The organism is Micropruina sp. (genome assembly GCF_027492755.1).
GTDB lineage: Bacteria > Actinomycetota > Actinomycetes > Propionibacteriales > Propionibacteriaceae > Micropruina.
On sequence record NZ_JAPUED010000109.1, the window covers coordinates 1 to 12,985 of the forward strand.

Annotated in this window: 11 protein-coding genes; 4 read left to right on the top strand and 7 right to left on the bottom strand. The window is 71.0% G+C overall.

Annotated elements, in window-relative coordinates; all coding sequences use genetic code 11:
* The 3 genes from Q0066_RS07650 to Q0066_RS07660 form a co-directional block, all read right to left on the bottom strand.
* On the bottom strand, positions 1 to 251 hold a 251-nt coding region (locus Q0066_RS07650), incomplete at its 3' end, for a pyridoxal-phosphate dependent enzyme (RefSeq protein WP_298131694.1).
* A gap of 141 nt (positions 252 to 392) precedes the next feature.
* Positions 393 to 1,127 carry a 4-hydroxy-tetrahydrodipicolinate reductase gene (dapB, locus tag Q0066_RS07655; protein ID WP_298131695.1) on the bottom strand — a complete coding sequence of 245 codons (735 nt, stop codon included), beginning with the start codon at positions 1,125 to 1,127 and terminating at the stop codon, positions 393 to 395.
* A 201-nt stretch (positions 1,128 to 1,328) separates the two neighbouring features.
* Positions 1,329 to 2,276, bottom strand: coding sequence for a ribose-phosphate pyrophosphokinase (locus tag Q0066_RS07660; protein WP_298131697.1), 948 nt, complete (start codon positions 2,274 to 2,276; stop codon positions 1,329 to 1,331).
* A gap of 158 nt (positions 2,277 to 2,434) precedes the next feature.
* Between Q0066_RS07660 and Q0066_RS07665 the strand changes: the two genes are divergently transcribed.
* Entirely contained in the window at positions 2,435 to 3,214 is a 780-nt protein-coding gene (locus Q0066_RS07665; protein WP_298131698.1) for an EAL domain-containing protein, read from the top strand.
* Here Q0066_RS07665 and Q0066_RS07670 read toward each other — a convergent pair.
* The 4 genes from Q0066_RS07670 to Q0066_RS07685 all read right to left on the bottom strand — a co-directional run bounded on the left by Q0066_RS07670 (position 3,139) and on the right by Q0066_RS07685 (position 10,147).
* A complete protein-coding gene (locus tag Q0066_RS07670) occupies positions 3,139 to 5,421 on the bottom strand; it encodes a diguanylate cyclase (RefSeq protein ID WP_298131700.1) in 2,283 nt (760 codons plus the stop codon). The genes Q0066_RS07665 and Q0066_RS07670 overlap by 76 nt on opposite strands.
* Positions 5,414 to 7,549, bottom strand: a complete 2,136-nt coding sequence (locus Q0066_RS07675; protein ID WP_298131702.1) for a glycosyltransferase family 2 protein — start codon at positions 7,547 to 7,549, stop codon at positions 5,414 to 5,416. The genes Q0066_RS07670 and Q0066_RS07675 overlap by 8 nt, the downstream gene beginning before the upstream one ends.
* Positions 7,550 to 7,866: 317 nt before the next feature.
* Entirely contained in the window at positions 7,867 to 9,786 is a 1,920-nt protein-coding gene (locus Q0066_RS07680; RefSeq protein WP_298131704.1) for an ATP-binding protein, read from the bottom strand.
* 19 nt (positions 9,787 to 9,805) lie between these two features.
* Positions 9,806 to 10,147, bottom strand: coding sequence for a hypothetical protein (locus Q0066_RS07685; protein WP_298131705.1), 342 nt, complete (start codon positions 10,145 to 10,147; stop codon positions 9,806 to 9,808).
* A 101-nt stretch (positions 10,148 to 10,248) separates the two neighbouring features.
* Between Q0066_RS07685 and Q0066_RS07690 the strand changes: the two genes are divergently transcribed.
* The 3 genes from Q0066_RS07690 to Q0066_RS07700 form a co-directional block, all read left to right on the top strand.
* Positions 10,249 to 10,899: a response regulator transcription factor gene (locus Q0066_RS07690; protein ID WP_298131707.1), complete on the top strand. Its 651-nt coding sequence runs from the start codon at positions 10,249 to 10,251 to the stop codon at positions 10,897 to 10,899.
* Positions 10,900 to 10,998: 99 nt separating this feature from the next.
* Positions 10,999 to 11,571 (top strand): sigma-70 family RNA polymerase sigma factor, encoded by a 573-nt coding sequence (locus Q0066_RS07695; RefSeq protein ID WP_298131708.1) that lies wholly within the window; start codon positions 10,999 to 11,001, stop codon positions 11,569 to 11,571.
* Between the two features lie 112 nt (positions 11,572 to 11,683).
* Positions 11,684 to 12,985, top strand: a 1,302-nt coding sequence (locus tag Q0066_RS07700; protein WP_298131710.1) for a S8 family serine peptidase, incomplete at its 3' end; no start/stop codon positions are given.

Sequence of the window (12,985 nt, forward strand, 5' to 3'; positions counted from 1 at the left end):
GCGACCTGACGGGTGTGGTTGGACTGGTAGCCGCCGATCGACACCAGGGTGTCGGCGCCGCTGGCCAGTACGTCGGGAACGATGTACTCCAGCTTGCGCACCTTGTTGCCGCCGAAGGCGAGACCGCTGTTGACGTCCTCGCGCTTGGCCCAGATCTGCGCTCCGCCCAGATGCTGGCTGAGTCGCTTCAGCGGATGGACCGGGCTGGGCCCGAAGGTCAGTGGATGACGGGGGAAATCGGCGATGGACATCGGTGCTCCTCGGTGCTCCTCGGTCGGATGGGTGGAGGGTAGCGCGGGAGTGGCTGTCGGCTCGGCAGAGATCCCGGCGTGCGCCGGGATGACGGGGTCGCAGCCGGGGTGACGGTGCGCCGCCAGGATGACGCGGGAAGCTCAGCCCAGGCCGAGGATGGATTCGATGCCGACGGTGAGGCCCGGACGGCTGGGCACGGCGCGCACCGCGGCGATCACGCCGGGCATGAACGACACCCGGTCGAGCGAATCGTGCCGGATGGTCAGGGTCTCGCCCTCGCCGCCGAACAGCACCTCCTGGTGGGCGATCAGCCCGCGCAGCCGGACGCTGTGCAGGTGGATGCCTTCCACCTCGGCGCCGCGCGCGCCGGGCAGGGACTGGGCGGTGGCGTCCGGGACGGGCCCGAGCCCGGCCTCGGCCCGGGCAGCGGCGATCTTGCCCACCGTGCTCACCGAGGTGCCGGACGGCGCGTCGACCTTGTTCGGGTGGTGCAGCTCGATCACCTCGACGGACTCGAAGAACCGGGCCGCCTGCGCGCTGAAGTGCATCATCAGCACCGCGCCGATGGAGAAGTTGGACGCCACCACGACGCCGGCGCCGCCGGCTTCGGCCAGTTCCCGTACCCGGTCGAGCCGTTCGGCGGTGAACCCGGTGGTGCCGACCACCACGTTGACGCCGCGCTCGGTGCACCAGGCGATGTTGTCCATCACGGCGTCCGGGTGGGTGAAATCGACCACGACCTCGGCCGCCTCCACCGCCGTCCGGTCGTCACCGGCGTCCACCGCGGCGACCAGTTCCAGGCCTTCCGCTGCCTCGACCGCCCGCACCACCTCGGAACCCATCCGTCCGCGCGCACCGAAAACGGCTACCTTCATCGCTCTCTCCTCCACCGGGTTTCGTCCGTGCTCACCCTACTGACCGGTCCCGACAAGCTCGACAACGGATCGTCCCCGACTCGTCGCCCGCCCCGTCATCCCGGGCTCTCACCCGGGATCTCACCTCCACCGGAAGGTCGACGCGGAGATCCCGGCGTCCGCCGGGATGACGAGAAGCCGGCGGGATGTGGACGCGTCGCCTCAGGCGTCGAAGAGCGACGAGATGGACTCGCCGCTGTGGATGCGGCGGACGGCCTCGGCGAACAGGGGCGCGACCGAGAGCACGGTCAGCCGGTCCAGGTCGCCGGCCACCCGCGGGGGGACCGTGTTGGTGCAGACGATCTCTTTCAGATCGGGCTGGGCGTTCAGCCGCTCGACGGCCGGGCCGGTGAACAGGCCGTGCACGCAGGCCGCGGTGATCGAGTTCACACCGACCTCGCGCAGCTTGTCGAACAGCTCGATCAGTGAGCCGGCGGTGGCGATCTCGTCGTCGAGGACGATGACGTCCTTGCCGCGGACATCGCCGACGATGCTGTCGATCACCACCCGGTCGTCGGTCAGCCGGCGCTTGGCACCGGCCGCCACCGGCACGTCGAGCAGCCGAGCGAAGTGGTTGGCCTCCTTGACGTTGCCGAAGTCCGGGGACACCACCACCGCGTTGGACAGGTCGCCGTTGTTGCGGAAGTGCTTGGCCATCACGTGGTTGGCGCTGAGGTGATCGACCGGCATCTCGAACATGCCGTGCACCTGCGGCGAATGCAGCGCCATCGTCACCACCCGCTGCGCGCCCGCCTTGTGCAGCAGGTCGGCCACCAGCCGGGCGCCGATCGAGATGCGCGGGGCGTCCTTCTTGTCGCTGCGCGCGTAGGCGTAGTGCGGCATCACCACAGTGAGGTGACCGGCGGAGGCGCCGCGGGCGGCGTCCAGCATCAGCAGCAGCTCGACCAGGTTCTCCTGCACCGGCGGCACCAAGGGCTGCACGATGAAGACGTCCCGCTTGCGGCAGTTGCCGTCCAGATGGACCTGCAGGCAGTCGTTGCTGAAGCGGGTGGTCTCCGACGGTGAGAGCGGCATGCCGAGCAGATCGCAGATCTCCTGCGCGAACTCACGATGTGCGGAGCCGGAGAAGACGGTGATGTCGCTGGCCACGGGACGTGACCTTAGTGGACGCCGCCACCGCCGTGCCGGCAGGGCCGAATACTGTACGCCGACACCGCTTCCTATAGCCTTGCGGCCATGTCGGAACTCACCCCCACGGACCGACCCACTCGGCGACGCCCAGCTACTCACCAGACCCTCGGACGGCGGTGAGCGCGCCAGCGGTGGACGCCGCCACACTCAAACGTGCCGTCCAGGACGGACAGCTGGTCGCCTGGTATCAGCCGATCATCGACCTCGGCACCGGCAGCGCCGTGGGTGTCGAGGCGCTGGCGCGCTGGCCACGGCCCGGGGGCATGATCCCGCCGGCGGAGTTCATTCCGCTCGCGGAGGCGAGCGATCTGGTGATCGAACTCGATCTGGCGATCATCCGGTACGCGCTGGCCGACCTGCGGCGGTGGCAACCCACCCGTCCCGGCTTCGAGCTCAACGTCAACCTGTCCGGACGGCACCTCGACTCCCCCGCCGGGGTCACCGAGCTGGTGGCGATCGTCGAAGCCGCCGCGGTCACCCCCGGCACCATCTGCGTCGAACTCACCGAGACCACACGTCCGGACGCCGCCGACCAGGGCGCGCCCGCCCTCGAAGCGCTCCGGGCCGCCGGCATGTCGGTGTGGCTGGACGACTTCGGCTCAGGCTTCTACGACCTGCGTGACCTGATCCGGCTCCCGGTGGACGGCATCAAGATCGACCGTGAGTTCACCGCGCAACTCGATCACCCGCGCGCCGCGCCACTGATCGGCGCACTCACCGCCGCCGCGCATCAGATGGGACTGCGGATCACCGTCGAGGGCGTCGAGACCCAGGCGCAGGCGGACATCGTGCGCGACCTGGGCTGCGATCTCGGCCAGGGCTACCTGTGGTCGCGGCCGTTGCCGGCCGACGAGCTGGAGGGCTGGCTCAGCACCGCAGCACCGGCGTCGGCGTAGAGCGGGCCGAGTCCCAGTTCGCAGCCGGCCGCGGCGACCACCTCGGCCTCGGATTCGGTGACGATGCCGGGGGCGATCACCCGGTAGCCGAAGGCGTTGGCCGTCTCGACGGTGAGCCGCAGCAGCATGTCGCCGCCGCGGGTATCGAGCAGTCGAGGGTCGAGCTGGACGAAGTCGAACGGCGCCCGGGTCCACCGGTCCGTCCCGCTGTCGTCGCCGCCGAAGCTGTCGGCACAGATCCGGACGCCGAGCGTGCGCAGCTGCCGCAGGGTGTCCAGCACCCGCGCGCCGCCCACTTCGTCGGACGGCACCAGCAGCATCAGCCGGTTGGCGGCGAGCCCGGCCTCCAACGCGGCGTTCACCTCGGCCACGATCGTGCCCTGGGAGAGATGGCGGCCGGTGACCGGCACCACCAGCCAGCCGTCGCCCGGGCGGGTCAGCACGCCGCGGCGCAGCACCCAGCCGTCCAGATCGCACAGATTGTCGGTGCCCCGGGACAGCGGCAGCAGCTGCCGTCGCTGCCACAGTGCACCGGCCGGATCCGGGACCACCACTTCGAGTTCCTCGCCGGCGATCCGGTCGGTGCGCAGGTCGATGATCGGGCTGGTCCGCACCGAGGCCGTATCGTCGCGAAGCGCCCCGACGATCGCGGCCTGCACCGCGGCCCGCCGCTCGATCTCGGCCCGTTGGGACGGTGCGAAGACCTCGACGCGTCCGCGTCCGGTCGCCTTGGCCCGGAAGACGGCATGGTCGGCTTCCTGCAGCAGCCGCTCCGGGTCGATGGTCAGGTCGCTGTTGATCGTCACCCCGATGCTGGCGCCGATCCTGGCTTCGCGGCCCGAGCTCAGCTGGATCGGCTCGGCGAGGTCCGCGACCAGTCGTTCGGCCACCCCGATCGCGCTCACCTCGTCGGCGACCGGCTCGAGCAGCACCACGAACTCGTCGCCGCCCAGCCGGGCGACCACGTCACCGGCCCGGACGCCCTCCTGCATGCGGCGTCCGGCGACCTCCAGCACCTGGTCCCCGGCGGCATGGCCGAGCGTGTCGTTGACCTGCTTGAAGCCGTCCAGGTCGATGTACAGCAGGCCCACCACGTCACCGGAGCGGCGCGCCCGGCTGAGTGCACTGCGAATCAGTTCGAGCGCCTGCGCCCGGTTCGCCAGGCCGGTGAGGGCGTCGTGCGTGGCCTGGTGGGCAAGGGCGATCAGGGCACGTTCACGTTCGGCCCGCGCCTGCTCCATCGCCGTCATCGCGACTCCGATCCTGGCGATCACCAGAGCACAGATCACCACCCAGCCCGCCACCAGCGGCCAGACGTCGACGTCCTGCCCGGTCAGTTCCCTGCCGGCCAGCAGCGCACCCGGCATCACCAGCGCCAACGCGAGCGCGATCAGGCCGGTCCGGCTGAACCCCCGCTCGGCCTCCCGCGTGGCTTCGGGCGCCCCCACCATCGACGGATGCAGGGCAGCCGCCGCCCAGAACAGATAGGAGGCCATCCAGACGACCTCGAGGTGATCGCTCGAGGCCCAGGTCAGTTGCTCCAGCGCCGAGGCCAGCAGGTCGGCGAGCAGCAACGTGCCGACCCCGGAGACCAGCAGCCAGAAGGACGGCGTCCGTCCCCACGGCGCGCCGACCAGCGGCACCAGGATCGCCGCCAGGACCACGTCGGCGATCGGATAGGCCAGGCTGATGGCCGCCGCGACAGCCGAGACGTCCAGCGCCGACAGCGTCGGCTGGGCCAGCGCGACCCAGGTCACCAGTCCCAGAGCCACCAACAGGATGGCACTGTCCAGCAGGCTGGCCAGCCCGCGCCGCCAGCGCTCCCGGCTGAGCAGCAGCAGTCCGAGGCCGATCACCGGATAGCCGGCCAGGTAGATCGCGTCGGAGGGGGCCGGGAACTGCTCCCCTCCGAGCAGATCAGCGTAGATGGCGCCCACCAGGTCGGCCACGCCCCAGATCACGTGAGCGGCCGCCATCAGGTACCAGGGCAGCGCGCGGGCCGGGCGGTGCATCCGAATGCCGACGACGATGCCGGCCGCCGCGATCGGGCCATAGAGGGCGAACGCGATCGACCGGGGCATCCCGTCCGGCAACAATCGGCTGACCAGCATGCCGACGGCGCCCACCACGAGCAGCAACCACCACGCGGACGACCGCGGGGTACGCGGGCGAGCAGTGACATTCATCGCTGTCCCGGCCTCAGCCATCGAGCGTCCTTCGCTCGGACCGTGCCTCGACCGGCCCGTACTGGGCGACCAGCGTGGGTACCCGGGCCGGACGCCGGCCGGCGCGCAGGGCGACGACGGGCGTGCCGTCCGGCAGCCCCTCGACCACCCCGTCCGGCGTGTGGAAGACCCACAGCGCGATCGTCCGGTACGCGGCCCAGTCACCGAACCGCACCCGGAACGAGGCGATCTCGGCGTCGTCGGCGCTGCGCACCCGGACGGCTTCGAGCACGATCGGCTCGCTCTGCCCGGGCAGCACCAGTTCGATCTCGGACGCCGACGGCAGCGCGCCGGTGGGCATGGCGATGGCCACGCCGCCCAGGGAGATGTCCAGCAGCCGGCCGTCCACGCCGTTCACCCGGATCGGCGCGCTGACGCCGACCCGGTAGGCGTTGCGCCGCGAGGTCGCGAACTCGACGGCCTGGATGCGCCGGATGCCCATCACCAGCACCGCGCCGGCCAGCACCACCCAGGCGCCCGCGGTCACCGTCGAGGACGGCGACGTCCGCCACGGCACGACCCCCGCAACCCCGGCACCGGCGTACAGCACGACGGCGACGATCAGCCCCAGCAGCCACCACAGGATCTGCGGGACGTGCCCGCGCAACCGCTCCTCGGCGCCCGCCTTGGGGGTGACCGCGAAGTCCAGTGAGCGCCGGGTCAGCAGCCACCACAGGCAGGCCAAGCCGACCGGGATCCGCAGGATCCGCAGCGCGAACGCCGTCCCCCAATGCAGATGCTGCCGGTAGAGCCGCCGCGCACCCCACAGCCGGATCACGAAGAGGGCCGCGAAGACCACCATGAACACCCACGGGTCGGCGGTGGACACCTGCGCGCCGCTCAGCAGCACCACCACCGGGATCATGAAGCCCAGCACGGTCGCCACGCCTTCCAGCCACCACACCGTGGCGTCCAGGTATTCGTAGTAGCCACGCCAGGACAGCCAGCGCTTCGCGGCCCAGAGCCGCTCCTGCACCAGCACCTGCATGCACCCCATCCCCCAGCGACGGCGCTGCAGCAGGTACTGCTCCGGCGTGTCCGGGGCCAGGCCCAGGGCGAGAACCTGATGGTGGTAGGCGGATTTCCACCCCGCCCTGATCAACAGCATCGTGGTGTGGAAGTCCTCCACGATGGTGTCGGTGGCGATGCCGCCGATCTGCTGCAGGGCGCTCACCCGGATGAACGAGGTGGAACCGCACCACGACGTGCCGGCCCCGGCCCGGTCGCGGGCCGGAAGCTGGACGTGGAAGAAGACACCCTGCTCACCGGTGTCGCCGTCGTCGTCGAAGGCGCCGGAGTTGTAGTAGTTCTGGGGCGCCTGGACCAGCGCGAGCTCGGGGTCGCGGAACCAGCCCAGCGTCGCGGTGAGGAAATGCGGCAGCGGCACGTGGTCGCAGTCGAGGACGCCGATCACGTCGATCGGTTCGGCACCGGCCGCGACCTCGGCGGCCATCAACCCCAGTGCGTGGTTCATGTTGCCGGCCTTGGCGTGGGTGTGCTGGTCGCGTCGGACGTAGCGGGCGCCGTAGCTCTCGCACAGCTCACGCACCCAGGGCCGGTCGCCGTCGTCGAGCACCCAGGTCTGGTGGGCCGGTTCCAGTGCGACGGCGGCGGCGATGGTCGGTGCGATCACCTCGACGGGTTCGTTGTAGGTCGGAATGAAGACGGCGGCGCGCAACCCGGGCTCGACGGTGGTCACCGGCTCGGGTCCCGAGCAGTCCAGGTTCCACAGGTTGATCGCGCGGATCACCAAGCCGGTCACCGGCAGCACCTCGAACGCCACCAGCACCCAGGCCGCGACCAGGTTCCAGCCGCTCGGCGGCATGGTGAACATGATCCGCCAGGTGCCGTAGACGACGATCGCCGTGATCGAAACCAGCACGCCGATGTGTGCCCAGGTGCGGGAGCGGCGGGTTTCGGTACCCAACAGCCGCAGGCCGGGTGCCCAGCCGGCGAGGCGGGAGTTCGGGGCGGAGGAGAAGCGCGCGGTGTCGGCGCGGAAGGACGAGCGGCGCAGGGTGCGCGGAGCCCGCTCGTTGGTTGTTGGTGCGGGGACGCCGTCCACCTCTGCGAGGGGCGGGTCGGACAGCTGGGACCGCTGGTCGTGCACGGTTATGTCTCCTCGGGTCGCCGAAATAGGCCTCCCCCGAGTGGGCTCAGCTTAATCGCAGAAGGCCACCCCGCACCAAATCAGCTCAGCGCAGCTCGGGGACTCTCGCTGGCACGCCGGGGACGGTTCTTTTCGTTCCACTCCGACACGCCGGAAACGGTCCTTTTCGTTCCATTCCCCGCGTCAGGTGGAACGAAAAGAACCGTCCCTCCGTACCGCCAGGACCGTCCTCTGGGCCACCCTTTCCGCGGGTCAGGTGGAACGAAAAGAACCGTCCCTCCGTGCCACTCGGGTGACGTGTTCGCTCAGTACCTGCGCTATCCGGCCGGCTCCGAACCGCTGCCGAAGGTCGCCCGCAGGAGCGTTCCGTGGGGGTCGGCAGACTCGATCAGCAGAGAGCCACCGAGTTCCTCGCAGCGCTGCCGCATCGACTCGGTGCCCACCCCGCCGTCGCGCGGGCCGGCGTAGCCGCGTCCGTCGTCGGTGACGGTCAGGACGAGGTGGTCAGCCGCTCGTTCGATCCGCACGGTGACGATGGTGGCGCCGGCATGCCGGACGCAGTTGGTGAGTGCCTCGTCCAGGACGCGGTAGAGCGCCACCTCGACCGCGGCCGGCACGCCATCCAGGCGGTCCTCCATCGCCAGCGAGATCCGCAGGCCGGTCTGGGCGTGCCTATCAACCACCCCGGACAGAGCCGCCGCGAGCCCCCGGTCCAGCGCCGGCGGCCGCAGACCCTCGATCGCCCGGCGCAGTTCGGCCGATGCCAGCCCCAGGTCGTCCTCGATGGCATGGACGGCGGAGTCGTCCGGAGCCCCACCGAGCCCGGCCAGCGCCGCCCTCAGCTGCATCCGAGCACCGCTCAGTGCGGGCCCGACCCCGTCGTGCAGGTCCTTGCGCAATCGGCGGCGCTCCTCCTCGCGGGCGGTGACCAGCCGCTCTCGCGCCTGCTGCAGGTCTCGGATCAGGGCAACCGTCGCCGCGGGCGCCGCGACCTGCAGGGCCAGGGTGTCGAGCAGTCTCCGCTCGCGCCGTGTCCACGGCTCGTCCGGGGCCCGCTGCTGGACGGCCAGTTCGCCGATCCGGCTGCCCCGGTAGTGCAACTCGCGGGTGGTCAGCGGCCAGGGACGCTGCGTGCCGCAGGCTCGTGCCGGACGGCTCTCCGGCTCCAGCAGGACGGCCACGTAGGGCGCACGCAAGCCTTCGGCGATGCCGTCGACGACCACCGTCAGCATGTCGTCGGGCGTCAGCGCCGTACCGACGCCCCTGGCCAGCGAGACCAGCAACTCGACCGGCCGTCCGCTTGCCCCGTACAGCCAACGGTCGATCAACCGCTGCAGCCAGATCCGCAGCGGCAGCACGGCGACCACCGCCGCGGCCGCCGCGAAGGCCTCCGGCACCACAGCCCATCGCATCGCGACCACCAGCGCCGCCACCCCGGCGTAGACGCCCGCGACCACCAGGGTGAGGGTGCCGTAGAGCAACGACCGGTGCACCACCGTGTCGATGTCGTACAGCCCGTACCGAGCAATCGCGACCACGCCCGCCGCGGGGAAGACCAGCGCGATCATGATGGCGGTGTAGGGCACGTTGACTGTCTCCAGCACCATCCCCAGGATCAACAATGCGGTGGACGCCGCGGCCCAGATCAACGGGCCGCGATCGGCCGCCGGCGCCCGTTTGATCCGGACCACGATGGCGGCCAACGCCAGCATCGCCGCCGCGAGCACCGCGACCAGGCCGACACCGGCGAGCACCTGGTCCCAGCCGGGGGCAGCCCGCTCGGCCATCGGCGGTCCCCCGGTCCGCGCCATCAGCGCGGCCAGTCCGACCAGGCCGCAGCCGAGCGCCACCGCGACCACGGCGATCGCCGGACGCCAGCGTGGCGACGGCGGCCTGCCGTCCGGGAAGAAGCAGCCGCTCAGCGCCAGCAGGGCATAGCTGGGAAAGGAGGCCCAGCTGGCTATCACCAGCGCCACCCCCGATGTGGCCAGCGACATGCCGACCGACACCGCTGCGAGAACTCCGACCAGCAGCAACAGCCAGCCGTAGCGGTTGGCGGGTGCGTGACTGGCGATCCGGGCACCGACTACCAGCATCGCGACCGCGAGCACACCGTCGCGGATGACGACCTCGCCGCCGGTGAGCTGATCGATGATCAGGCTGCCCAGTGACACCACCAGGCCGGCGCCGGCGATCGACCAGGCCAGCACCGGGGCTCTCCCCGCCGCCGCAGCCATGATTCGGGGGCCTAGGCGATCAGCAGCCGAACACCGCGCACCACCATCGGCGGAACGGGTTCCCCGTGTTCGCGGGGCCGTCCGCGATCCACTCGGCCTGGTCCAGCACGGGCAGCCCCATGTCGGCGATCGACCAGGCGTCGTCCTCGGTGGAGAAGGCACGCTCGACCGCCCGCCACACCGCAGCCACGGTGATCACCACCGTTCCCTCCGGCAATTCGACCGGGTCGTCGGAATCGGGTCCGGAGACGACGGCCAGCTTTTCGTAGAGCCGGTCGACCCAGGCCTGCAACGAGGGCGTCGCATCGACGACCAGGCAGCGGCGCGGTGCGACCGCGGGGGCGAGTGGCTCGTCGGTCATGGTTCGGGCTCCTGTCTTCTCGGTGGCCGCACATTACGGCCCATCGACCTGAAGTTGGGCTGACCGCTGACATTGATACGTAGTTTTCCTACGATTCGGCCATGGAATCCACCGCAGGACCGGCGACGGTACTGCTGGTCGACGATCACCCCGTCGTCCGCCGGGGGCTGGCGGCGATGCTCAACGGAGTGCCCTGGGTCGGCCGGCTGCTCGAGGCCGGGACGGTCGCCGAGGCGCTGCGGCTCGGAGTCCTCGACTCCCCGGACGCCGCGGTGGTCGATCTAGGGCTGCCGGACGGGGACGGCGTCAGCCTGATCCGCCGGCTGCGGCACGCCGTCCCCGGCTGCGTCGTCCTGGTGCTCACCATGACCCAGGACGACGCAACCGTGCAGGCCTGCCTGGCCGCGGGCGCCACCGGCTACCTGCTCAAGGAGTCCGCCCCGGACGCCCTGCTGCCGGCGCTGCGCACCGTGCTGGACGGCGGCCTGGTGCTGGGGCCGAGGGTCGCCACCGCCGCGCTCAGCGGCACCCGTGGCGGGGTGCCCTCACCCTTCGACCTGCTCAGCCCGCGGGAGCTGCAGCACGTGGGCCTGCTGGCCGCCGGGCTGTCGGGTGGGCAGATCGCCGACGCGCTGAACGTGACCGAGAAGACCGTCCGCAACCAGATGGCGGCGATCCTGGCCAAGCTCGGCATCAGCGACCGGGTGCGGCTCGCGCTGCTGGCCCGCGACGCCGGCCTGCACGAGCGGTGAGCGTCGTCCGGGTTCCCGGCCTGCCCGGCCGGGCGTTCTTCCCGACCGTCGCGGGCGGATCTCCCCGCCACGACCCCGTCGCCGAACACACGCTGAAGCATGACCACACAGATGCTCAGCCCGGTCGCGGATCATCGTCGCGACGAATGGCCCGACGACCTGCTGGAACGACTCGCCGCCGGAGACTCCGCACTCTGGGCGGACGTCGTCCGAGCCTTCCGGCCCTGCCTGCTGGCCCGCGCGTCCGAGGTCGGCTTGAAGTCCTGGCAACGCCAGGACATGGAGCAACGGGTCTGGCTCGCCCTGCTGCGCAACGCCACCTCGATCCGCAACCCGGCCTGCCTGCCCGGCTGGCTGTCCACCACCGCACGCCGGACGGCGCTCACCGTGCTGCGCGAGGAGGGCCGGGAACTGGTCGTCGACGAGTTGCCGGAACGCCCCACGCCCGCCGAGAGCGATGTCGAACGGCGCTGCCTGGACCGGCAGCAGTTGCGCGAGCTTCGCGCAGCGGTCGCTCAACTGCCGGCCCAGCAGCGGGCGGTGGTCCGCGGCCTGCTCCGCGACCTGTCCTACGACCAGATGTCCTCGCTGATGGGCATGGCGATCGGCAGCATCGGACCCACCCGGCAACGCGCGCTCACCCGGCTCCGGGTGGTGCTGGACGCCGCATGACGTACTGCCCGCCACCGCTGGTCGAGCTTGTCGAGACCCCTCACCAACGTCCTTGCTCAGGGCCTCGACAAGCTCGACCAACGACACCTGGTACCCCAGAGAGGATCCATCCATGACTCAGGATTCACTGCCGTTCCCGCAGCGCAGATCGTTCCGGGTGGTCGTCCGGCTCCACGCCGAGCTGCCCACCGACCCCTACGACGAGCTGCGTGAGGCGGCGGCGCGGCTCGGGCTGAGGGAACTTGCGGACGCCCTGACCGAACTCGGTGTCCCCACCGCCCGACTCATCCCGAGAACAACGATCGAGCCCGCCACATTGCGTGCTCGCGAACTGGAGGTCAGGGAGGAGGAGGACCGGGCCGATCCCGAGGATCCGGCAAGCATGGAGGATCCGAACGACCCGGAACTCGCCGTCAGCCTCACCCAGTACTGGCTGGTCGACCTGAGCGGCAGCCCGGAGGCCCCGACGGACGTCGCGGCTCGGTTCGAGCAGCTCCCCGGCGTCGAGTTGGCGTACCCGGAGCTGCCGGTGATCAACGCCGGCGGCCAGGACGGAGCGGCCGGGCCGACGTCCGGGCCGAGCCACCTGGACAGGGCACCGATCGGCAGCAACGTTCGCTTTGCCTGGGAGCGCGAGCAGTACGGCGCGGAGGTTCAGGTACTCGACGTGGAGTCGGGCTGGTTGTTCGACCACGAAGCACTCCAACCGCTCGGCGTGCAACTGCTGGGCGGGGTCAACCAGGACGGCGTCGGCGGCTTCAGCGGCGGCCACGGGACGGCAGCCCTCGGCATCGTCGCCGGCACGTTCGTGGCACCCTCCGGCGTGTACGGCATCGCACCCCGGGCCGGCGTACTGGCGGCGTCCCCGTTCAACGGCGACCTCCCCGTCCTACCCCTGGCGGACGTGCTGACCCAGGCCTTGTTGTCGTTGCGGCGCGGTGACGTGGTGCTGATCGAGGTGGCCGCGCTGGAGGGCGGCACCACGACCAAGTGGCAGCGTCCGATCGAACGGCAGGTCGACGTCCGGGCCGCGATCAGGCTGCTCACCCGCTCGGGGATCGTGGTCATCGAACCGGCCGGCAACGGCGACACCGACCTGGACAGCCTCGAAACGGCGTCCGGACGCAGCCCACTCACCCCCGGCGAACCCGGCTACGTCGATTCCGGCGCGGTAATGGTGGGCGGCGCGTTCGTGGATCCGAGCCGTCCGGACGCCCCGAAACGCTGGGTGAGCGGCGACGACCCCGGCGTGGGGTCGAACTTCGGCCGCCGGGTGGACTGCTTCTCGTGGGCACGGAAGGTGCGCACCAGCGGCTGCCGCCCGTGGGGCAACTGCAAGCCCCCGACCTCGGCCTACCAGAGCTTCAACGGCACCAGTTCGGCCAGCGCGATCATCGCCGGCGTCGCGGTTCTC

Excerpts from the sequence above, each read along its gene's own strand:
- dapB (WP_298131695.1), bottom strand. The coding sequence starts at position 1,127 with ATGAAGGTAGCCGTTTTCGGTGCGCGCGGACGGATGGGTTCCGAGGTG.
- Q0066_RS07670 (WP_298131700.1), bottom strand. The coding sequence starts at position 5,421 with ATGGCTGAGGCCGGGACAGCGATGAATGTCACTGCTCGCCCGCGTACC.
- Q0066_RS07680 (WP_298131704.1), bottom strand. The coding sequence starts at position 9,786 with ATGGCTGCGGCGGCGGGGAGAGCCCCGGTGCTGGCCTGGTCGATCGCC.
- Q0066_RS07685 (WP_298131705.1), bottom strand. The coding sequence starts at position 10,147 with ATGACCGACGAGCCACTCGCCCCCGCGGTCGCACCGCGCCGCTGCCTG.
- Q0066_RS07690 (WP_298131707.1), top strand. The coding sequence starts at position 10,249 with ATGGAATCCACCGCAGGACCGGCGACGGTACTGCTGGTCGACGATCAC.
- Q0066_RS07695 (WP_298131708.1), top strand. The coding sequence starts at position 10,999 with ATGACCACACAGATGCTCAGCCCGGTCGCGGATCATCGTCGCGACGAA.